Annotated in this window: 18 protein-coding genes and 1 pseudogene; 6 read left to right on the top strand and 13 right to left on the bottom strand. The window is 33.5% G+C overall.

The features are described 5' to 3' along the window. Positions 1 to 3: 3 nt before the first annotated feature. Both lspA and ribF read right to left on the bottom strand, forming a co-directional pair. Entirely contained in the window at positions 4 to 480 is a 477-nt protein-coding gene (gene lspA / locus ABWU62_RS02755) for a signal peptidase II (RefSeq protein ID WP_353287451.1), read from the bottom strand. Next, on the bottom strand, positions 477 to 1409 hold the full coding sequence (gene ribF / locus ABWU62_RS02750) for a riboflavin biosynthesis protein RibF (protein ID WP_353287450.1): 933 nt from the start codon (positions 1407 to 1409) through the stop codon (positions 477 to 479). The genes lspA and ribF overlap by 4 nt, the downstream gene beginning before the upstream one ends. A gap of 68 nt (positions 1410 to 1477) precedes the next feature. On the opposite strand from ribF, the gene ABWU62_RS02745 reads away from it, so the two are divergent. Further along, positions 1478 to 1846 (top strand): glutaredoxin, encoded by a 369-nt coding sequence (locus ABWU62_RS02745; protein ID WP_353287449.1) that lies wholly within the window; start codon positions 1478 to 1480, stop codon positions 1844 to 1846. 95 nt (positions 1847 to 1941) lie between these two features. Beyond that, positions 1942 to 2814: a hypothetical protein gene (locus tag ABWU62_RS02740; protein ID WP_353287448.1), complete on the top strand. Its 873-nt coding sequence runs from the start codon at positions 1942 to 1944 to the stop codon at positions 2812 to 2814. A gap of 234 nt (positions 2815 to 3048) precedes the next feature. On the opposite strand, the gene lepA is transcribed toward ABWU62_RS02740, so the two are convergent. The 4 genes from lepA to ABWU62_RS02720 all read right to left on the bottom strand — a co-directional run bounded on the left by lepA (position 3049) and on the right by ABWU62_RS02720 (position 7335). Further along, positions 3049 to 4845: a translation elongation factor 4 gene (gene lepA, locus ABWU62_RS02735; RefSeq protein WP_353287447.1), complete on the bottom strand. Its 1797-nt coding sequence runs from the start codon at positions 4843 to 4845 to the stop codon at positions 3049 to 3051. Between the two features lie 78 nt (positions 4846 to 4923). Next, positions 4924 to 5154 (bottom strand): hypothetical protein, encoded by a 231-nt coding sequence (locus ABWU62_RS02730; RefSeq protein ID WP_353287446.1) that lies wholly within the window; start codon positions 5152 to 5154, stop codon positions 4924 to 4926. Between the two features lie 197 nt (positions 5155 to 5351). Beyond that, positions 5352 to 5840 (bottom strand): hypothetical protein, encoded by a 489-nt coding sequence (locus ABWU62_RS02725; protein ID WP_353287445.1) that lies wholly within the window; start codon positions 5838 to 5840, stop codon positions 5352 to 5354. Between the two features lie 115 nt (positions 5841 to 5955). After that, positions 5956 to 7335, bottom strand: coding sequence for a malonyl-CoA decarboxylase (locus ABWU62_RS02720; RefSeq protein WP_353287444.1), 1380 nt, complete (start codon positions 7333 to 7335; stop codon positions 5956 to 5958). A gap of 281 nt (positions 7336 to 7616) precedes the next feature. On the opposite strand from ABWU62_RS02720, the gene ABWU62_RS02715 reads away from it, so the two are divergent. Then, the gene (locus ABWU62_RS02715; protein ID WP_353287443.1) at positions 7617 to 8309 is read left to right on the top strand and encodes a TerC family protein; all 693 of its coding nucleotides are present in this window, start codon (positions 7617 to 7619) and stop codon (positions 8307 to 8309) included. 223 nt (positions 8310 to 8532) lie between these two features. Here the strand turns inward: ABWU62_RS02715 and guaA are convergent, their stop codons facing one another. The 4 genes and pseudogenes from guaA to ABWU62_RS02695 form a co-directional block, all read right to left on the bottom strand. Then, complete coding sequence (gene guaA / locus ABWU62_RS02710) at positions 8533 to 10095, bottom strand: glutamine-hydrolyzing GMP synthase (RefSeq protein ID WP_353287442.1); 1563 nt, start codon at positions 10093 to 10095, stop codon at positions 8533 to 8535. Positions 10096 to 10322: 227 nt separating this feature from the next. Further along, on the bottom strand, positions 10323 to 11783 hold the full coding sequence (locus ABWU62_RS02705; RefSeq protein WP_353287441.1) for a type II secretion system protein GspD: 1461 nt from the start codon (positions 11781 to 11783) through the stop codon (positions 10323 to 10325). Positions 11784 to 12103: 320 nt separating this feature from the next. Then, positions 12104 to 12989 (bottom strand): annotated as a pseudogene (locus tag ABWU62_RS02700) (IS4 family transposase); the annotation flags it as partial. 4 nt (positions 12990 to 12993) lie between these two features. Then, positions 12994 to 13999 (bottom strand): IS630 family transposase gene (locus ABWU62_RS02695; RefSeq protein WP_353287151.1). Its coding sequence is split into 2 segments (ribosomal slippage): positions 12994 to 13536 and positions 13538 to 13999, totalling 1005 coding nucleotides; the frame shifts between segments, so codons are not numbered across the junction. 228 nt (positions 14000 to 14227) lie between these two features. On the opposite strand from ABWU62_RS02695, the gene ABWU62_RS02690 reads away from it, so the two are divergent. After that, positions 14228 to 15508 carry a pyruvate dehydrogenase complex dihydrolipoamide acetyltransferase gene (locus tag ABWU62_RS02690; protein WP_353287440.1) on the top strand — a complete coding sequence of 427 codons (1281 nt, stop codon included), beginning with the start codon at positions 14228 to 14230 and terminating at the stop codon, positions 15506 to 15508. 59 nt (positions 15509 to 15567) lie between these two features. Continuing rightward, positions 15568 to 16527 carry a hypothetical protein gene (locus ABWU62_RS02685; protein ID WP_353287439.1) on the top strand — a complete coding sequence of 320 codons (960 nt, stop codon included), beginning with the start codon at positions 15568 to 15570 and terminating at the stop codon, positions 16525 to 16527. Positions 16528 to 16656: 129 nt separating this feature from the next. Here the strand turns inward: ABWU62_RS02685 and ABWU62_RS02680 are convergent, their stop codons facing one another. Next, the gene (locus ABWU62_RS02680; RefSeq protein ID WP_353287438.1) at positions 16657 to 18402 is read right to left on the bottom strand and encodes a type I secretion system permease/ATPase; all 1746 of its coding nucleotides are present in this window, start codon (positions 18400 to 18402) and stop codon (positions 16657 to 16659) included. A gap of 628 nt (positions 18403 to 19030) precedes the next feature. Between ABWU62_RS02680 and ABWU62_RS02675 the strand changes: the two genes are divergently transcribed. Then, positions 19031 to 19823 (top strand): IS5 family transposase gene (locus ABWU62_RS02675; RefSeq protein WP_353287093.1). Its coding sequence is split into 2 segments (ribosomal slippage): positions 19031 to 19294 and positions 19296 to 19823, totalling 792 coding nucleotides; the frame shifts between segments, so codons are not numbered across the junction. A gap of 1045 nt (positions 19824 to 20868) precedes the next feature. Here the strand turns inward: ABWU62_RS02675 and ABWU62_RS02670 are convergent. Both ABWU62_RS02670 and ABWU62_RS02665 read right to left on the bottom strand, forming a co-directional pair. Beyond that, positions 20869 to 21874 (bottom strand): IS630 family transposase gene (locus ABWU62_RS02670; protein WP_353287437.1). Its coding sequence is split into 2 segments (ribosomal slippage): positions 20869 to 21411 and positions 21413 to 21874, totalling 1005 coding nucleotides; the frame shifts between segments, so codons are not numbered across the junction. A 44-nt stretch (positions 21875 to 21918) separates the two neighbouring features. Continuing rightward, entirely contained in the window at positions 21919 to 22716 is a 798-nt protein-coding gene (locus tag ABWU62_RS02665; RefSeq protein ID WP_353288148.1) for an ankyrin repeat domain-containing protein, read from the bottom strand. Between the last annotated feature and the right edge of the window lie 7 nt (positions 22717 to 22723).

The following is a 22723-nucleotide window of genomic DNA, read 5'->3' as shown; positions in this document are numbered from 1 at the left end:
ATTTTATTCCTCATTTTGCTTAGAGATAGACCTATCATATATATACCACTTATATAACAATATACACATTCCACAAACTATAAATAGATCAGCTAAATTAAAGGCCGGCCAATACCAATTATTGATGTGAAAATATATGAAATCATATACAGCTCCCCAATAGATTCTGTCAATTACGTTCCCGATCGCTCCACCAATCATCAGAGAAAAACCAAGGTAAATTGACTTATCATTAGATTTATATATCAAGTATGCAAGTATACCAATTATTAATATTGAACACGCCGAAAAAAAGAAGCTGCCATGCGGCAGAGCACTACACATTCCAAAGCTAATTCCTGAATTCCAAACTTCAACTAATTTCATAAAACTAGTAATCTCGATTGACTCCCCCTCATCAATCAATGAGTTTATATACAATTTACTTGCTTGATCGAATAATACTATAATTAATATAATAATTAAACATATCCTTTTCATAAATTTATCTTTAACTGGTAAGCCTTTAGTATATCACAATCTATCTGTTTTGTTAACTCGTTAATACTATGGAATTTTTTTTCTGGCCTAATAAATTTTAAAAGTTGTATATCAACCTTAAAATTGTATACATTTTCATTAAAGTCAAATATGTGCATTTCTACTATAGGTTTTTTTAAATCTTTAAACGTAGGTCTCATACCAATATTGACTACTCCATATAGCCAACTTGTACTACTTTCAGGAAATGCCACTTTAGCGTAATATGTACCAAACTTAGGTTTTATCATATAATCTTCTATCGGAATGTTTATGGTTGGAAATCCTATCTCTCTACCTCTACATGCATCTTTTGTTACAATACCAGAAACTTGATAAGGCCTACCAAGCAATTTATTAGCAACTTCTATTTCGCCTTTTTGTAAACATTCTCTGATTGAAGAAGAAGAGCAGATTTTTCCATCGATTATCAATAGCTCTAATTTAGTTAAAGAATATCCATACGTTTCCGAATATTTCTCTAAAGTTGATATATTACCTAATCGTTTATGACCAAAAGTACAATTTTCTCCAACAGCTATGTGTTTAGCGCCATATTTCTCTACCAAAATCTTACTAATAAAGTCATCACAGCTTACTTGAGCAAAACCTTTATTGAAATCAACAACATATAAGTAATCTATACCATGGTTGCCGATTAGTTCCTTTTTTTGTTCTTGATCTATCAATCTAAAATTTTTTCTGTCAGATAGGACAGTTGATGGATGGGGTTCAAAGGTTAAAACTGCGGAAGGTAATCCTTTTTCCTGTGCTATCTTCTTTAGAGTAGAAATCGTAAATTTATGTCCTAAATGAACGCCATCGAAATTTCCGAAAGTTAGTGCTACATTATCTTCTATCCTTTGCTCACAGTCGTAAATAATTTTCATACAATTTGATGTTTTATACATATTTCTTATATATAATAGTTATATTTTATAAACTACGGAGATAAATCGTGAAAAATACTAAAGGGAAGGTTGTAATATATGTGAAGCAGTACTGCCCATTCTGCAAAAAAGCAAAAGAGTTATTGGATGAAAAAGGTGTGAAATACGAAGAAATTGATGTACTCCAAAGCTCAGATTTGTTTAACAGCATAAAGTCAAAATATAACGTTAGAACAGTTCCACAAATTTTTATTGCTGATGAAAATGGTGATTATGTACATCACATTGCTGGATGTGACAAATTGATGGATCTTGAAAGAGAAGGAAAGTTGGATAATATGTTAAATAATAATGAAGATAGCATTGATGCAACAGCTTACACAAACAGCAGTAATGAACATGAGGGATGTGTTATATCACATGATGATTTTATGTGATTTTTTTGCCTTACCGTTGCTGGCATACCCACTTTAAATAATTTTTAATGAATTAAAAATACAATTCATCTAGTGAGTTTTTTTAGTGGGAAAAAATGATAAAAAATATTATAATTATTAGTAACAACTTAATTAGTGTTGAATTAATTAACAAACAAGATTTAGAGAATTTCATCAAGATTTTCACAGTCCTTGATAAACATATAGCAGCTAAAACACTTTTTACAGAAGAAGTAAAAATAGAGTATAAACAACGTAATTGCGTAGAAGTCGTTGAACTGATAAAAGATACAGGTTTTACATATCATGATGTTGAGAATGTGTTAAATCACCTAAGTAAGCATGGAATGAAAGTACCAAGCAGCGTTATAGCAAGCACCCTTTCTTCTTCATACAATCACGTACTTGAGTCTAAGGATGTAGCATTTGCCTGTTCTAAAGGATTGCCACAATTTCACATCAGAGTAAACAAGAATACCTTTATAATGACTCCTATAAGTGAAGAGAATCTGGAATTGAATTCGCAAAATAGCAAAATGCTTATAGAGTCATTAAAGAGCGAAAAAAGCACTTATGATTGCATAGTGGAAGAAAATATCATCAAAGTTATAGTGCATTCTGAAATACATCAGGCTATAAACTCAATTACAAAATCACTGATAAAATCTTGCCTTTTAGCAGGAGATGAAGAAGAAAAATTCAAAGAGAAATTGAGACAACTTGCTTTTAAAGATCAAGCTTTCGTTGAGTATTCTAGCATCAAAACCATTCATAGATATCCGAATAACCATCCTCTGAGAAAGCATGAAAGTGTTATTAAAGATATAGAAAATATTTTATGTGATTTCATAATAAATGAGAACAGCGAGTTTGCTATAGAGCGGTTAAATAAGCTGGGTTCGGAAGTTTCTTCCAATACTCCAAGAATCATCACTAAAACTATAGATAAACTTGTTAAGTTTCACTAAAATGTTATTAGTGGTTTTAGCCAATGTCTACATTATCTGTTTTTACTGATTGAGTAGAACTCTTGAGCTGCTCTCTATTATTCCAGTGTTAAACACTGAAATAACATCATTGCATGGCATCTTGTATAGTGTTGATTTAAGATGTATCTATTTTAAATTTACCCATATCAATATCAGTGAACTTATTGAGCAAAATATTACTTAATTCTTGAAAATTATGTTTTTGGACATACATTAATCATTTATTTTCAAAGCCTCAATAAAAGCATTCTGTGGAATGTTTACGTTTCCCACAGAATGTAATCTTTTCTTACCTTTCTTCTGTTTTTCAAGCAGCTTCATCTTTCGTGTGACGTCTCCACCATAGAGTTTAGCTGTTACATCCTTTTTATATGGATTAATCGTTTCTCTAGCAATAATTTTACTGCCCAATGCCGCTTGAATCGCGATTTTATATTGCTGACGTGGTATCAAGTCTTTCAAACGTGCACATATTTCACGGCCTCTTTTTTCTGCCCTGCTTTTATGAACAATGCAGGCTAATGCATCCACAGGTTCTCCATTAACTAAAAAACTTAATTTATCTATCTGACTTTCCTGATAATCGGATATTTCCCAATCTAAACTTGCATATCCCTTGGAAATTGATTTTAGTCTATCGTAAAAATCAAAAACAACCTCAGACAGCGGTAATTTATACTTCAGTAGTGCTGTTGTCGTATTACCAACATAAGATAAATCCTGCTGTTCTCCTCTCCTCTCTTCACACAGAGATAGAATCTCTCCTAAATATTGATCAGGTACCATTATAGTTGCAGTGATCCACGGTTCTTCCACTATTTCAATTTTTGTAGGGTCTGGCATATCGCTTGGGTTATGGATATTTAAAACTTTACCATTTTGTGTTGCAACTTTATATATAACACTCGGTGCAGTTGCTGTTAGATCTAAATCAAATTCTCTTTCGAGTCTTTCTTGAATGACTTCAAGATGTAGCATTCCTAAGAAACCGCAACGAAATCCATAACCTAGCGCATTTGACGTTTCAGCATCAAATGTAAAACTAGCATCATTTAAATGTAATTTTTCTAGTGCTTCCCTTAAATATTTAAAATTATCTGTGTTATTGGGAAAAATACTGCAAAATACTACAGGATGTACTGCTTTAAAGCCAGGTAATGCCTTGCTGCACGGCCTTTTCTCTTCAGTAATAGTGTCTCCTACTTTGCAGTCTGCTACTTCTTTCATTGAAGCAGTTATAAAACCAACTTCACCTGCTGAAAGTTCACCAGTCATAACTTTTTTAGGAGTGAAAATACCGATATTATCGACCTGATATGTAGCATTATTAGACATCATAACGATTCTCATGCCTTTTTTTAGTACTCCATTTTTAACTCGCACTAAAATTACTACTCCTAGGTAAGGATCATACCAACTATCAACTAAAATTGCTTGCAGTGGAGCATTTGTATCACCTTGAGGAGCGGGAAGTTTTGTCACTATAGCTTCAAGTACATCCTTTACCCCAAGACCAGTTTTTGCTGATATCAAAATTGATTCAGTTGCATCAATTCCGATTACCTCTTCAATCTGAAGCTTTATCCTTTCTGGATCTGCAGCAGGAAGATCGACTTTATTAAGCACAACTATTATCTCATGATTATTGTCAATTGCCTTGTAGACATTTGCCAGAGTCTGAGCTTCAACTCCTTGGCTGCTATCTACTACCAAAAGTGCGCCTTCACATGCGGCTAAGCTTCGGCTGACTTCATATGAAAAGTCAACATGACCTGGTGTATCCATTAGATTGAGGCAATATTGATTACTATCATTTGCAGTATAATTGAGCCTTACGGTTTGTGCTTTGATTGTGATTCCACGTTCACGCTCTATATCCATTGAATCAAGTATTTGATTGGTCATCTCTCTTGCTTCAAGACCATTGCATTCTTCTATTAAACGATCAGCAAGTGTTGATTTACCGTGGTCTATGTGTGCTATTATTGCAAAATTTCTTATATTGTTCATAGATCTACTTATTTAAGTAGATCTATTTTACATTTTAAGTATTGTAAGAGCAATTATTTACATCGAAAAAATAGCACATTATTGTATCTGTTGTTGAACAAACTGCTCACTAGAAACTGATTGATTCATTGTACTACTTGGCTGTCTACATGTTTTTACTGCCTCAGCAAGGCTTAGGAGGTTATCACCAACTTGAATTTTTATATCTTTATTTTCTTCTAAATCTTTATCAGCTGGTCTATCGCCTATTACTCTAATGCTGCCATCGCTATTAGCACCTAACGTAATACTACGCTCCTTTCCATCCACATACCAGTTAAACTTCATTCCATATTGAGCTGTGGTACCTAAATTATAACACCTCCTTCTCTCGTTATCTACAAAGCCATAGATAGTTTTTTCTTGATTGCTATTTAGAATAAGAAAACCAGCAATATTATTTTTTTTACAAAAATCACTATTTAAAAATTCGCTTATTTTAACATCTGTGCTTTTGTTGTCATTTTTTAGCGTGATTTTTGCATAAAAAAATCAAGATCTTTATATTTTTCAATTGATACTCCATCAATAGTACCATTTATGTACTTGCTAAACTCTTCTTTAGATTTCTTTTCCAATTCAAAGAGTTCTTTTTGGCTTTTTTGTTGTTGCATTTTTTCCAGCGCTTCTTTCATTTTTTTCTGGAGTAATATAGCTCGATCACGTGTTTTGTCTATATCTTTGTTATCACTAACAAGTAGCCTTAAAGCTTCTACCACTATATTTAAATTCTTATAAGCTACTTCAACACTATACTTGTCACTTAAAGGCTCATTATTAGCTGAAGAGTATTTCAAGCTATCCAAATAATCCTCTTCAATAATATCACATTCCTTTGCAAGCAATTGGTAGATAGACTGAAGCTCTTTTGTTATTTCTTCTTTTTGACTATGACCATTTTTAATTAACTCCAGACTTTCTCTAATATCATTAACTAAATTATCAGATACAGGCAACTTTACTATCGACTTGCTCTATATTGACTGACCTAGTTTTTTTATGATGCCTTGAAGTTTTTCTAAAACCATATATTTCACCTCATAAAACTATCTGATACCATATACATAAGCATTAGGAAGTTTTCAACATAGCTGATACTCTTTTTGAATGAGAAATCACTTTATTAATCATATAATTCTCATGATTGTTATCTATTTTAGGCAGCTCATACAGATAATTCACCATTATTCCGGCTGACTGACTAATGCCTTTTTCAGAAGTATCGGCCATCCAGTTGATTTGTTTGATTGATGCACCATTGCTTAAATGAAAGTGTGCTACCGGATCATAAGCACCCCCAACACTGCTTTTAACCTTTAGCAAATAATGTGCACAAAGTTTCAGTAGGGACTGTTTTTCGCATTCAATGTTAGTTTTTATGCTTTCTAAAATTTCTGTACCTGATTGTTTTATATTAAGCTTACCTAATAAAGCTACGTCTTGATTTTTTAGCCATTTTGTAAATCCAGGAACTGGAGAAAGAGTTGCATAAACTTTTACGCTTTTAAATTCCTGCGATAGTTTTTCTACGACTCTCTTTATTAAAAAGTTACCGAGGCTAATTCCAGATAAACCAGTTTGAGTGTTTGATATTGAATAGAATATAGCAGTACTTGAACTGCTTGGGTCACTTGAAGGAACTGACTCGTCCAAAACGTGTTGAATGCTATCTGCAATTTTGTTCATCAATGCAACCTCTACAAAAATTAGAGGCTCCTCTGGTATTTTATAATGAAAGAAAGCAAAACAGAGACGGTCAGAATCTAACCTGTTTTTTAAATCACCCCAAGAAGAAATTTCATGCACAGCTTCATATTTTATAAGTTTTTCTAGCAATGATGCAGATGAATCCCAAGTGATTTGATGAAGATCAAGTAGATCAACATCAACCAAAGTACAGAGTATACTTTTTAATTCGTTTTCTAGTGAACTTAGACTTTGATATTCGCTCTTTAGCTTGAGTACATCAGAACGCATATCAACAATAAACTTAAGACCCTCCGGTAAGGAGATAAACTGCTTCAATATTTTAGAGCGTGGTGATTCAAGGACTTTTATTAAGTCCTGTTCAAACTTATAGCTCGACTCAGAATCTTGATTTTTCTTATATATTTTTATTTCTTCATCTATTTTCGTTTTATCCGGATTAAATTTTTCTGCCAGGGTTTGTAAAAATTTTATTTTACCTTTTTCTGATAAACTCAAGTATAGATTACCAAGAGATACGGTGTTCTTACGTGCTGAAACCTCCCCTCCCTTTGGGTTTAAGCACTCGTTCATCTTCAAGACTAAGCTATCGATATCGCGACTACTACTTAAATCAGGGCCAATATTGCCAACCCATGACCTTACAGCATCTGCTACTTCACCTAATATTTTAAAAAAGCCCTTTGGTGCTTTCTTATCTTCAACTTTCACTATACCAGTTTTTGCTAATGATTCTTTTATCATATGTTCCTTTTATCGTGTATTTATCTTAATTTAAAGAAAGATCTTAGTCTACAAAGAAGGCATATATTTTCATGGTACAACTATTTTATAATCTATTTGAAATTTTCGTAAAGAGAGTTAGATTTTTAATTCTATTATTCTTCTTAAAAAAGTACTTTTATTATAAAAATGCCCTTTTCCTCTTCCTTTTCCGGGTAAGGCTGATTTTTTAATTACCTAGTCGAAGTCACTTAATTTTTACACATCTATTGTAAAGTACAAAATCTGACTTTGGAGTGAAAATGCTAGCTGATGCTTGGACTTTATTGATACTTATGCTACTTGAAACTATACTTGGTATAGACAATTTAATCTTTATTTCTCTAGCAATAGATAAGGTGCCAAATCTGCTGAGAGAAAGAGCCCGCCTGATAGGTTTTGGCTTGGCGCTATTGATGCGTTTTGTAATACTGTTTTTTACATCACATATATTATCAATGCAAGAGCCTATATTTCACTCTGTATCACTAGATATTTCAGTAAAAGATTTGCTTATGATTGCAGGAGGGTTATTCCTTATTGTTAAAAGTTCTATGGAGTTATGGAGCGAAATTTTTGTACATAAGGAGAACAAAACAAAGGCAAACGTTAAATCACAATTTTTTTTAGTTGTGTTACAAATTATATTAATAGATTTAGTTTTTTCTGTTGATTCAATATTAACTGCTATAGCATTAACTCATGATATGATAATCATTGCTATAGCATTTATATTTTCCATATTAGCAATGCTATTTTTATCAAGTTATACTGCTCAGTTAATAAAATCCAGCCCAAGCTTAAAAGTAATTGCCATTCTATTCATTTTACTCATCGGTATATATCTAATACTTGAAGGACTTCACATAGAGCTACCAAAAGCATATTTATATTCTTCATTTATATTTGCACTGCTTGTGGAAGCTATAAGCAAAATAAAGACAATGCGGTCTTGAAATTATTTTGTACAAAGCAAAAGTCTAATTTTTATTCCGGTTTGTGACGAATATCTGTACGAACATTTTGATATCATCCGAGTAGCTGATACTGGTTCTTTTTTTTTCCTGGATTCCAGCGTTACGCGCTGGAATGATATTAAATAGTTTTCCTTGGAATTTGAGTTATGCAAGCAGCCTCTTTGGTGTGATTCGAGTAGCTGAAACTGGAATGAAATTATTGCTACTCCCACTCAATAGTTGCTGGTGGCTTGGAAGTTAAGTCATACACAACTCGATTTACTCCGGAAATTTTGTTAACAATTATACTGCTGACGTCTTGCAAAAACCTCCAAAATACTAACGAATGTTGATCTTTATTTTCAAATGGAAATGCATCAGCTGTCATGCCATCAGATGAAGTCACAGCCCTTAAAGCGCAAACATATCCGTATGTACGATTATCTCCCATAACTCCCACAGTTTTTACTGGTAACAGTACAGCAAAGGCCTGCCATATTTTATCATACAGATCATAATTTTTCATTGTGTTGATATATATTTCATCTACTTCTTGCAATATTCGTACCTTTTCTTCATCAACCTCACCTATGATCCTCACTGCAAGTCCAGGTCCAGGAAATGGATGTTGAAATATTATCTCATCTGAAAGCCCAATTTCTTTGCCAAGCAGCCTTACTTCATCTTTAAAGAGATAGCGTAAAGGTTCTACTAGTTTCAGATTCATTTTTTCTGGCAACCCACCAACATTGTGATGAGATTTAATTGTACTAGTGTTTCCTGAAGCGTGCCCTGATTCAACTACATCAGAGTAAATGGTGCCTTGCATTAAAAAATCCACATCACCTATTTTTTTCGCCTCTTCTTCAAACACTTCGATAAAAGTATTGCCAATAATTTTTCGCTTTTCTTCCGGATCAGTTATTCCCTTTAACCTACTTAAAAACAAGTTTGATTTATCAACGTAATTTATTGGAATTTCTTTTAACATAGCAGTGGTCTGGCTCTTACGCAATAACCCAGTATCGATAAAAATACAGTTTAATTGTTTTCCTATAGCTTTATGGGTGAGAACTGCTGCAACACTTGAATCAACTCCCCCACTTACTGCAGCAATTACTTTTTTCTCCCCTACTAAGTTTTTAATTTTTTCCTTCTGTTTTTCAATGAATGACTTCATTGTCCAATCTCTCTCACAGTTTGCAATATCTATGAAATTAGAGAGAAGTTTACTACCATTTGTCGTAGGCTTAACTTCAGGATGGAACTGAGTACAGTAAATCTTCCGCTTTTCGTTGGCAATTATTGCGATTGTTTGATTTATTACACCTGAGGCAATAACAGTAAATCCTTGCGGTATAGTTTCGACACTGTCTGCATGATTCATCAGCACATCGACTTCCGAATTAACGTCCCAAGTATCCTTTATAATTGGAGATTCTTTTAGTATCTTGATTTTAGTTTTGCCAAATTCCTGATTGAATCCTTTTCTTACCTTTGCTCCGAAATAATGACAAATGAGTTGCTGTCCATAACATATTCCAAGTATAGGAGTGTTTATTGTTTCGTTAAGTTTTATAATTTTATGTGCTACTTCACTTACTTCAGAGCAATTGTCATTTACAGATTGCGGTCCTCCAGAAAAAATAAATCCATTGAATTTTGATACTGTTTCGAAATCGATATTGCTTGGAAATATTTCACAGTAAACGCCCATTTCCCTGATTTGTCTTGCAATAAGCTGTGTAAACTGTGAACCAAAATCAATAACGGCAATTGCTGACAATGTGCTCCTCCATATTATTTAAAGCAATATTTGATAATAAAGAAAACAATAAAGTAAGTAAACTAAGACCTGTTTAAAAACTTTAATATATGACTAAAGTAACTTAAATTTACCGCAACAGATTTATGATTAAGTTGTCTTAATTATCATTCTGATACTCTCTTCTTATCATAATAGCAACCCCAACATCTTTCCTTAAGTTGATGCCATTGCCTGAACGGATACGTTTAATATATATATAAATTCTTATCTTTTATATCTAATAAACCAAGTGTTGGTACGATTGTTGCTTTCAGGAAGATGACGGTTTCTACTGTCTTAGCCAGTTTCTTTGACTTTTGATGCAATAAGTTTTGGTTATCTTTTCTATGCTCTATAAGCCCACCAATTACCATAACTTCGCCGCTCTTAATTTTTAACGTAGAGTGCATTTCTCTGGTTTCAATAATTGGAATGTCACTATTTAATTTCATTTTATTCTGCTGTGCGACATATTCTATATTTGGGTCTTTAGTGTAATCGTTAATTCTTGATAAGATTGGGTGTATATCCATGAATATTTCATTAGTATCAATATTAATGCTTGGGTGGATTATTAACACCACACCTATTGGAGTGCTATTCATCTTGGTAATTAAGACATGATTAGAATTTTTGGTATTTTTCTGTATATCGGAAGTAAAATAGATATGATTTTTAGTAAATGAAATCATTGCTTGCTGATTATTTATAGCATGTACTCTAGGACTTGAAATTACGGTTGAAGTGCCAAATTTGCCTAAATTTTTTACTAAATCTCCTAAATCACTCACACCAGAGTTAATTGCTAGGTCAATAATGGAGTTACCTTGATTTGTTATAGATTTGGTTTCATTATGCAAATCATTTAAGTTGATACCGGAAAGGTATTTATCGTCTAATAAAACTTCAACTATTTTGGCCTCGATCATTACTTGAGAAGACGCCAATTTCTTAACTTTATTAATATATTCTTCAACAGCTTTGTGAATATCTTTTCTAGCATTTAGAATAATGACACCAGCTTCTCTGTTGGATGAAAGAAACTCACCATCATCTACTCCGTTAACATCCATTATTGCATTTAAGCCTTTTTCTAATGAATTCCATAAATCACTACTATATTGAGACTTCATATAGTTTCTATCAACATCGCTGTCGGTAATATTGTTACCAATGATAAAATTTCTTTGCGCAGAGTGTTGAATATTGATGAAGTCTACGTAATAATTTTGTGCATATGGCAAATCTTGTTCAATTCTAATTACACCATTATTCATTGAGTAACGCAATTTGGCGCTGTTGGCTATATTCTGAATTACTTCGTTTATGTTCTTATCTTTTAGTTTTAAAGTAATATTACCTGATATTTTGGGATCTATGTCTAAGTTAACGTCAGAAAGTTTTCCTATCTCAATCAGTAAATCCTTTACTGGTACTTTTTCATCAACATTAATCGAAAGAAACTGATTACTGGTTGTAAGATCGGGAAACTCTACCGGTAAAGGTATCATTTCTGGTATTGCTGGATCGTTATTCTTCAAAGGGGTATTATATTGTTGCAACGAATAACCGTGCTTATAATTATCTATATTAACAGGATGTTGCTTGTTAGGTAGATGTGTACAAGAAATAATGAAAAGGAATATTAAACATTTTAAAATAGCCATGAGGGCAGCATACAAATCTATACTAATAGTTTTCTATAAAAATGTTAAAAATGTATTTAATTGTATCCGTTCAGGGGAGTGGTTTAAGAAATGATAGATAGGGGATTGTGAAAAGGGTTTAGCCGTCTTTGTTTTCATGTTAAGTATAACGAAATTATCCGTTCAAGCTCCTTGCTCCGATTGTATAAAAATGAGTTTTTATGGTAAACGATATAATGCCTAATTTGCCGTTCAGTGGGGGATGTTAAATAAATCATACGAGTCAAGTTAAGGAAATCACAACCTATTACTTGTAGGGAGTGTTAAATAAACCATACGCGTCAAGTTAAGAGATTGTAAGTAAATTCATTCAGGGAAGTTAAGGTAGATACTCTAGTTTTTCTGTACTTGTCTTTTAATGAAAATCGAGACCAAGTTATGGTAAGCTTTTTAAGAAAAACTTTCAAACTATTAACTTTATTCTTTAGTGCTAAAAATAACTCTCTAACCCGCCTTTTTAGCTCAATAAATGCCTTTGTTAAGCCAAGTTCTGTATTCTTTTTCACTTCTGTGCAACCAACTATGCTGTGAAATATAAGAATTGCGCACAATTTAGCATATAGTTCACATAATACTCTGCATGGCTTTCCTTTTAGCTTATCAAGTCTGATATGGCTTTTATACAATTTAAATAATTTGCCACCTTACTCTGTAAATCGTTAATACTTGCTCAGCACTAATTTTATTTTCTGGAACATTAGTTTTGACCAGTTCAACAATTTTTGATTTCTTTTAGAGGATGTATATCCCTGCGATCTTGCTAATCTATTAGCTTTCCTTCTTCTGGCCATATTCAGTTAGTTTCTGACATATAATTCTTACTCTAATTTTTGCTTCTTTTCCTAACAATACCTCGTTTTCTAAAAATAACTTATCCTCTAAACATTCTAATAACTCCATTTTTTGATTTGTTTCTACATCATATATGTTGGTATCGGATTTATAACGACTTATGAAATAAGCTCCTATTTCATTGATTTGTTTAAAAGAACTTGGCACAAAATAACCGAGATCAGATATTAGCAAATCATTGCTTAATATATTACTTAAATGTTTCCTATATCCCTGGTCTGATCTTACTCCCTCCGTTAAATTAAGTTGGTCTATTATCTGATTCATGTAGTCGAAAACTAATTGTAACTTTATTCCAGACTTATACCAACTCTCATTATTAATGAACCAAATAAGAAGCATTGCAGAGTTGTTTAACCGTGGAAGGGGAAAGAGAGGTAATAAATTTACACAAAGCGCTCTCAAGCAGAACAATTGTATCGTAGATTTTATTGCGCAAAATGTTCTGTTTTATATATAACCAAAACCTCTCAACAGGATTGAGGTCAGGTGAGTATGGTGGTAGGTATATAATTTCGATATTTTTAGGTATCTTTAAACTTTTTGACTTATGCCAACTAGCGCAATCCATCACGAGAAAAGCCTTTCGTATTCCTAAATATTGCGACATCTGTTCAAGGAATATATTTATACAAGCAGTGTTGACGTTTGGTGCAAATAAGCTAAAATTCTCTCCATTTCTGGGATTAACTGCACTATAGAGATAAAAATTTTCCCTACCTAATTTTACCTTAACCTGTGTCCTACTGCCTTTTTTAAACCACCCATGTCCAACTTTTGAATGTGTACCAAACCGTGATTCATCGAAGAAAAATAGCTCTTTTTCAGAATGCATGACAATAGTTTCATTGAGGTTTTTTTTTAAACTCCTCTTGCTTATTTTTATCCTGTCCACTATGAACTGGTCTTGGTGTGATATATGAGAATTTCATTCTTTGCATATTACGATGTATTGTGGATTTGCTGATATTCAAACCAAATCTTTCTTGGATTCTTATTCTCATTTCTCTAATAGTAATATTGGGGTTTTCCTCTATCCACACCTCAATTTGTTCAAGTTGACTTTGGTTCAATATAGTTTTTCTACGGCATTGAGGTGGAGAAAATAATTTTTCTTCTCTTCCAAATTTTATGTGCTTTATCCATGTAGTAATTGCCTTTCTCGAAATGCAACATATTTTTGCTACAGCTGTTATACTGTGCTTTTTTGCTGCAATTACAGCATTTAGTTTTTTTGCAACATACGCATTATTTCTTACTTTCTTCAGCATCTCTTTTGCTGATTCCACCACTTTTTCATCCAATAATTTTGATCTTAATGCCATCTAAACCTCGCTATTTTACTTACTCCAGTATGGCTTTTTTTCCATTATTGTCTATTCGTTGCTTGTATAGCGGGAATTGGTATAAGCAATAGAAATAGTAGGATAACAGTAGTCAACCAAGATTCCAGCATCACGTACTAGGATGATATAAGTATCATAATTTACGATTAGATTGACATGAGATAAAGAGTAAATTAAAAATTGAATAGATCTTTAAATGTATAATAAATGCCTATAGAAATATTAATGCCTGCTCTTTCCCCGACAATGAGCAAAACTGGAGGAAAAATTGTAAAGTGGTGTAAAAAGGAACAAGATAAAGTTGAAATAGGTGATGTAATCGCTGAAATTGAGACCGATAAAGCCATAATGGAGTTTGAATCTATCGATGAAGGAGTTTTGGCAAAAATTTTAGTGTCGGAAGGAACAAGTGGCGTGCCTGTAAGTCAACTGATAGCTCTAATGTTAGAGGAAGGGGAAGATAAAAGCGCACTTGATTTAGCTTCTGCCATCAATACCAAGGTTGAGAAGGAGGTTGAAGCCGATTTTTCAGTATCATCTAACCCTTCGATTTCATCTAGCTCTTCAATGTCATCTAATTCTCTAATGTCATCCCAGTGCGTGACACTGGGATCTAAAAAAGAGGATAGAGCAACAGAAAATAGAATAAAAGTAAGCCCCTTAGCTAAGAACATAGCTCAAAATGAAGGTGTTGATGTAAAGCGACTGAAGGGTACCGGACCATATGGTCGCATTATCAAGGCTGATATATTAGAATGTCTAGATCAAACTAAAAATTATGAGAGACCTGAGAAAGATGTAACAGTTGAAGTAAGCAACATGCGCCAAGTGATAGCACAGCGTTTAGTTGAATCTAAGCAAAATATTCCACACTTTTATTTAACTGTAGACTGCTACGTTGATAAGCTAATATCGCTCAAAAATGAGGTTAATTCAGCAAATGAAAACAATAAAGTAACAATTAATGACTTAATTATAAAAGCTGTGGCTTTAAGCATGAAAAAATTTCCTGATATAAACTCATCGTGGATAGATACTAAAATAGTAAGATACTCAAATATAGATATCTCAATTGCTGTAGCGCTTGAGGATGGACTCATTACTCCTATAATAAAAAATGCTGATGAAAAAAGTGTTTTATCTATATCAAAAGAAGTGAAAGATTTAGTAAGTAGGGCAAGATCTGGAAAACTAAAGCCTGAAGAATTTCAAGGAGGAGGATTTACTATCTCCAACTTAGGCATGTTTGGTATAAAAACTTTCAGCGCTATAATCAATCCACCGCAATCTTGCATTATGGCTGTTGGTACATCCAAAAAGCAACCAATTGTTATAGGTGAAAAAATAGAGATAGCAGAGATAATGACAGTTACTCTCTCTGTTGATCACAGAGCAGTTGATGGAGCACTCGGAGCAAAATTTTTAAATGCCTTTAAGTACTATATAGAAAACCCTACGGTGATGCTTCTTGAGCCTTTATTATTATAATAAAATTAATACCTCTTAGTTTATACTTTTATTAATTGGATAGGTTTAGAGGTAAAAATATGACTGAAACAAAGATAGAAAAACGCAGTATATCTTTTGATTCTGCAAAATCAAAATTTTCAAACGATAGGTTTCAAATAGATTCCTCGTCTAATGAGTCAATAGATGCCATTGATAAGAAATTTAAGTATGAAGTGAAACTTCCGGGCATTATCCACACTACAACAAGAAAAAATAACGTTGGGGACGGACTTAATGAATTGAATACAAGAAAGAAGGCTAATTTTATTGCTCCAGAGCTTAGCATTGCAAAGAAGAAAGTTACTTTTGCAAATCCAGAGTACCATATTATTCCAAATGTTGATAACCATAAGAAAAGTTCTCCAGTACAAGCAACTGTTGAGGATATGTTATTTGGAGGAGTAAGCGATTCTACTCCATGTCTGACACCTAAAAGAACTACTGAAAACATGTTATTTGTTGGGGGAGTGAACGACTCTACTCCATGTTTAACACCAGAAAAAAGCCAAGCAACAACTACAGATGAACTGGAGACTGTAAAATTCCTTAAAACATTAAGCAAAGCAGAAAAAGAAAATTTTAGTTTTTCTGCTAAGCAGCACAACCAAAAGGTTAAGGATAGCAAAAAAACTTATAATCCACTTGATTGGAATCCAATTTATCAGGATAAAAAGCGTTTTAGTCCAGACAGGTTAAATGTTCATCCGTTATTGCATAATAATGCTGAAATGCACGGCAATATAACTTCTGGTACCAGGCCTTACTCAGTGACAGAAAAGTGCATGGTAACACACGATGGCAGTGAGCTTGGAGCAAAGATGGAGAGAAAGCATGGATTTCAACAGGATCTAAATGTTAAGCATACAAAAGCTGATACTGTAGTGTGCTCTATTACCAAAGGTAATGATAAAAAAGATGTCAGACCTGATGAACAAGAGCCTTTATCAGAGGTATCTAAAGTTAACGTGAAGGAATTAGTAAATAGATTCCGCGGTTAATAATTATTCGATTTTCATATAACAATTGTTTAAGAAAATCAAATATAGTATCAGCGCATTGGAACGACACTGTCATAAACTATATATAGTAGATTATAAAAGGAATGGAAGTACTAAACGCTTCCCTCTTTAACCACTTGCTGAAGAACGTTTATCTTCTGTGGCGTCTGGTGATGGAGCAACTAATCTGCTTAAAATCTCATCTTTTGGTCCCATAGCATAAATAACACCATCTGACATGATAATCACTTTATCAACCACGGATAGTAACGGTAGCTTATGAGTGATGATAACAGTGGTAGTATTTTGTTCTCTTGCAACGTTGATTGCATTAATCAAGCGCGCCTCTCCATTACTATCTAAGTTAGCATTCGGTTCATCAAGCACTAAAAGCTTAGTATTACCATAAAAAGCCCTTGCAAGTCCAAGAAGCTGTTTTTGGCCACCAGAGAGTATTACTCCTCCAGGTCCGCCTATTGTTGTATCATACCCATTTGGTAAGCTTAGTATTAATTCATGTATTCCTGCAATTTTTGCTGCTTTGATTATTTCTTCAGGATTTGGATCTGGTCTCATGCGAGCAATATTAGCTTTGACACTAGTGTTAAATAGTTCAATATCCTGAGGTAAGTAACCAACATAATTACCAAAGTTTTCTCGATTCCAAGTATATACATCAGCACCATCTAGTCTGACTACACCTGATATGGGTTTCCAAACACCAACGGTTAGTTTTGCAATGGTCGACTTACCAGAAGCACTTGCACCAATAACACCAACAACATCCCCTGGTTCTATTACAAATGAGATTCCTTTTACTGTTGGCTTATTGCTCCCATAAGGAGTAAAAAATACCCTATCAAATTCCAACTTCCCTTCAGGCTCTGGTAGAGCCATAGTTTGCTCTCTTTTTGGGGATGTTAGGATAAGTCTTTGCAGCCTACCATATGACATCCTGGCTTGATTTAAAAATTTCCAAGTATGAACTGCTGCATCAAATGGAGCCAATACTCTACCCATCAAAATCGAGGCAGCAATGATACTACCGGCAGTTTTGTGAGCTGTAATTGCAAGTAATGCGCCTGTTCCAATTACTGATATTTGCAGAGTTGAGCGTAGAAACTTAGTAATCCCAGTAATCACATTAGAACGATTCTGCGCTGTAACTTGCATTGCACGATTTTGATCATTCCGTTTACACCAATCAGAAACTATAAATTCTGACATGCCCATAGCTTCAACCACCTCTGCGTTTCTTGTTGCAACATCTATAGCATTAATATTGCGTATAGTTTCTTCATTGGTTTCTCGCAATATACGCTTAGTGGCAAGTTCATTCCATACTGCCATTGAAACTAATATAATGATCCCGGCAATAGCTATAAACCCTGTAGAGGTATGTATCATAAAGATCACAACAAGGTAAATTAGCGACCATGGAGTATCGAACAGTGAAAATATACCATTTCCTGTAATGAAATTTTTTATTACTCCAAGATCTCGTATTGCTTCACCACTTGAAGTTGAGCTTTGTACTGATGTTAACCTGATTGACCTTACTATTAGATCTGGTGTTGCAGTTTTATCAATCCAATCACCAATTTTAGCCATAGCTAAATATCGACAAGTTTCAAGCATTGCAGAACATGCAAACGCAGATAAAGTAATAACCGTCAGCATAACTAGTGTTGACACACTCTCGCTCGATATCACTCGATCAAGTACCTGAGAGGTATAAAGTGGCAAAAATAACATTAACGCATTAATCCCTGAGCTAAACCAGAAAATAAACCAAAACGCACTTTTGCACTTCTCTAGACAAGCATATAGTATACTTTGCTTTAATTCCTTTTTTATTGACGGAGTGATTTCCACAATCTTCCTTTTTACTTAATTATATGTACCATATATAATTTTTATTTCAAAAGTATTAACAGTTATTGCCTTGCCATATCATTAATGTAATAAAATATTAATGATATGCGAATATAAACTTTTTCATAGCAAGGCTATCTAATTTCTTCTCTACTATAACCTTATACGACAGCCTTGCCAATTGTTCTATGTTTTTCTTATCTACTACTCAATGACAGGTTACTAGAATGCTTACTATCACTTCTCTGAAAGTTGATGCTATCAGAGTCAGTGACTACAATCTGCATCTCTTTTTCTCTTCCTATATGATCAGGAAGTATTCCATATTCCAATACTCTACCTGTAAATTATCTTTTGTTCATACAAGGTGGACTTGAATATACCCTTGGTCTATATTCCAATTCTAAAAAGTCTGTTTCTTTAACAAAAACCGCTGTCCCAGGGCTAGAAAGTGTTGCAGACGGAATTTTATTAGCTACCTTCTTACTCACAGAAGGTAGCTTATTTTCACTACTATCACTCACATGATGCGCTGCTCTATGGTTGTTATCACACTCTTCTCTTAAGAACCTGTACATGATCTCAAGAAAGGAATAAACTAAGAGATAATGTATATAAGTTAGGATATATGAGGAGTGTATACCCAAGTGATATAAGTCGGGAAAGATTTGAGATTATATTACCAGATCTAGAATCCTGTAGAAAAAAAACAAAACCAAGAAAACTGGATTTATATGAGTTATTTTGCGGTGTACTTTATGTGCTAAAAAGTGGCTGTCAGTGGCGAATGCTACCAAAAGAGTTTCCAAAATGGCGCAATTGTTACGATTACTTCAAGAGATGGAGTAAAAAACCGAATGAAGATAGAGAAAGTGTTCTAGAAATTGTCTTAAAAAAAATTAGTTGGAGAGGTTCGTTTCAACAGTGGTCGGAATACAAAAACAAGCTTCTGCATCATTGATGCTCAAAGTGTAAAAAACACCGATATTGCTGAAGAAAAAGGTTATGATGCCGGCAAGAAAATTTCAGGAATAAAGCGTCATATTGCAGTAGATACGCAAGGTTTGCCACATGCAATTTATATTACTACAGCTAATATCGGAGATCGTACTGCTGCTGTAGAGATGATTTGTAACGCAAGAAAAAATCTTTCCGAAGTTCAAAATATACTAGTTGATGCAGGTTATACAGGAGAAAATTTTGCAACTCAAATAAAAACGACTATTGGTGCAACCGTTGAAGTAATAAAACGAAGTGAATTACATACCTTTGTTGTATTGCCAAAAAGGTGGGTTGTAGAGCGTTCTTTTGCTTGGCTGGAAAAGTGTAGACGGTTATGGAAAAATTGCGAGCGTAAACTCAATACTAGACTACAAATGGTCGTTCTAGCTTTTACTGCCTTGCTCCTCAAAAGATTATGAACAGGCTCTAAGGTTGAACAGCTTGAATTAAAAAAAGCCGGAAATATTAAACACCCATTGATATCACCAAATTTTTTTATCAATTCATTTTCTTTATTCATTCTTGTAATATTCTCTTGATTAGCACCTTCTGATAAGCTTGATGAAGCAATAAGATCTTCTTTTTTCTTACTAAAGATATTGCCTCTTTTTAGCTTGGCTGCAACATTCTTGAATTTGCTTTTCGGAGCTTTTGGTTTACTTTCTGAATGCTCATTTATAGTTATAAAACATGATTCATTATCTAACTTGTCCATTGTATCTTGTACTCTACTGGTGCGTTTTACATACTGATCAAGCTTTTCTCCTAAATTGCCCAGAAAAGAAGAACTTCTTCTTTCTGCTAACACTGTACTACCACGCCTACTCATTTTCTGAGGAGAAATATTGAGTTTGTCTCTACTCTCTAAGCTAACTGGATGCACAAGTTTGTTAAATCTATTTTTCAATTGTGAAATATCTCCAGCATGTTGTACTAATTGTTCCGATATTATTCTGTCTCTTTCTGAATCATAGATTTCTACTTCTGTCTTAGCTAGCTTTCCTGTGACCTCTTCAATTCTGTTTATTTGTTCAGTATAGTTTTCTATCTTACGTTTAACAAATTCTTTTTGACGGCCAATCACTAAGTTGCATAACAAAAGAAAAAATGATATCAAAGAACACGAAATGGAAATCCAGGTAAAAGTTTTTTCTATTTCAGATTCTGACTTATTAGACATAATGCAAGCAGAAATAATCACAGTTGATATTGACGTGGCCATATTAGAGTAGTCTAGAAGCTTTTTGCTTCTCTCTTGATATTCCATCTCAAGTTTATCATATTTCCTTTTTTTGTTTTCCTTTATTTCATAAAAGAAATCTAAAAATAACCTCAAGATATTTGTGTCGCTATGTTTAAAAGCATAATCTAAAGCTGTTTTTTTTGCATTATCCTTTATATCAAAATTTATTTTCTCATTTACAATTTTCTCTCCGTTGCTGATTGTTATACCAACTCTCATTATTAATGAACCAAATAAGAAGCATTGCAGAGTTGTTTAGCCGTGGAAGGGGAAAGAGAGGTAATAAATTTACACAAAGCGCTCTCAAGCAGAACAATTGTATCGTAGATTTTATTGCGCAAAATGTTCTGTTTTATATATAACCAAAACCTCTCAACAGGATTGAGGTCAGGTGAGTATGGTGGTAGGTATATAATTTCGATATTTTTAGGTATCTTTAAACTTTTTGACTTATGCCAACTAGCGCAATCCATCACGAGAAAAGCCTTTCGTATTCCTAAATATTGCGACATCTGTTCAAGGAATATATTTATACAAGCAGTGTTGACGTTTGGTGCAAATAAGCTAAAATTCTCTCCATTTCTGGGATTAACTGCACTATAGAGATAAAAATTTTCCCTACCTAATTTTACCTTAACCTGTGTCCTACTGCCTTTTTTAAACCACCCATGTCCAACTTTTGAATGTGTACCAAACCGTGATTCATCGAAGAAAAATAGCTCTTTTTCAGAATGCATGACAATAGTTTCATTGAGGTTTTTTTTTAAACTCCTCTTGCTTATTTTTATCCTGTCCACTATGAACTGGTCTTGGTGTGATATATGAGAATTTCATTCTTTGCATATTACGATGTATTGTGGATTTGCTGATATTCAAACCAAATCTTTCTTGGATTCTTATTCTCATTTCTCTAATAGTAATATTGGGGTTTTCCTCTATCCACACCTCAATTTGTTCAAGTTGACTTTGGTTCAATATAGTTTTTCTACGGCGTTGAGGTGGAGAAAATAATTTTTCTTTTCTTCCAAATTTTATGTGCTTTATCCATGTAGTAATTGCCTTTCTCGAAATGCAACATATTTTTGCTACAGCTGTTATACTGTGCTTTTTTGCTGCAATTACAGCATTTAGTTTTTTTGCAACATACGCATTATTTCTTACTTTCTTCAGCATCTCTTTTGCTGATTCCACCACTTTTTCATCCAATAATTTTGATCTTAATGCCATCTAAACCTCGCTATTTTACTTACTCCAGTATGGCTTTTTTTCCATTATTGTCTATTCGTTGCTTGTATAGCGGGAATTGGTATTAGGTAGAATAAGGCTTTAATAGCTTTTTCCCTTAAGTGCTCATTTTGTTTACGCTTTTTTAAAACCAACTTTTTCAAAAATTGACCTTGCTTAAAATCCTCATCTAAGATTCTTGTAAAATCATTATTATGCACTACAAGATAGTGTGATGGTGTTCTTCCAGATTTAGATACAACATTAAACATTTCCTCAGTATAGGGATCATGATGATCTGTCATAAAATATTCTATTAACTCAGCATTAAGGCTCATGGCAGCTAAACGTAGAGGTATAAGCCCTTGACTGTTTGTGTGAAAAAGTGATACTGTGTTCCTAATAGTTGATTTAGCAATACTTTCAATAACATACTGAGAGCATCCTATGCCGTCGGCAAGAGCAGCCATGTGTAACGGTGTATTGTCGTTTTCATCATATAACACTTTGATGCTAGCAGCCACCTTTTTACCTACAAGTTCTTTTGCCACAAATTCAAGACATTCCTTATTGCTGCTTAAAGTAGCTGCAAATAACAACTTTTTTTGTGTATTTTCTTCTGAAAAAATATCAATTTGGCTTTTTTGTATCAAATACTCAACGCATTCAATGCTTCCGCTTAACATAGATAAGTACAGTAAAGTTTGCCCATCTTCATTCTTCTTATTTAATACCTTTTCTATTTCCTCTTTTTGTATAAGAGAGAAAAGATACTCAAGGCATGACTTATTACCAACATGTGCTGCCATATGAAAGACGGTGTCACCGTTGCTATTCTCACGCAAAACCTCT

Origin of the sequence: Wolbachia endosymbiont (group B) of Gerris lacustris (assembly GCF_964028355.1) — a bacterium.
Classification (GTDB): Bacteria; Pseudomonadota; Alphaproteobacteria; order Rickettsiales; family Anaplasmataceae; genus Wolbachia.
This window is presented reverse-complemented; position numbering and strand designations above follow the sequence as displayed.

Excerpts from the sequence above, each read along its gene's own strand:
- lepA (WP_353287447.1), bottom strand. The coding sequence starts at position 4,845 with ATGAACAATATAAGAAATTTTGCAATAATAGCACACATAGACCACGGT.
- ribF (WP_353287450.1), bottom strand. The coding sequence starts at position 1,409 with ATGAAAATTATTTACGACTGTGAGCAAAGGATAGAAGATAATGTAGCA.
- ABWU62_RS02690 (WP_353287440.1), top strand. The coding sequence starts at position 14,228 with ATGCCTATAGAAATATTAATGCCTGCTCTTTCCCCGACAATGAGCAAA.
- ABWU62_RS02740 (WP_353287448.1), top strand. The coding sequence starts at position 1,942 with ATGATAAAAAATATTATAATTATTAGTAACAACTTAATTAGTGTTGAA.
- ABWU62_RS02705 (WP_353287441.1), bottom strand. The coding sequence starts at position 11,783 with ATGGCTATTTTAAAATGTTTAATATTCCTTTTCATTATTTCTTGTACA.
- lspA (WP_353287451.1), bottom strand. The coding sequence starts at position 480 with ATGAAAAGGATATGTTTAATTATTATATTAATTATAGTATTATTCGAT.
- ABWU62_RS02720 (WP_353287444.1), bottom strand. The coding sequence starts at position 7,335 with ATGATAAAAGAATCATTAGCAAAAACTGGTATAGTGAAAGTTGAAGAT.
- ABWU62_RS02715 (WP_353287443.1), top strand. The coding sequence starts at position 7,617 with ATGCTAGCTGATGCTTGGACTTTATTGATACTTATGCTACTTGAAACT.
- ABWU62_RS02685 (WP_353287439.1), top strand. The coding sequence starts at position 15,568 with ATGACTGAAACAAAGATAGAAAAACGCAGTATATCTTTTGATTCTGCA.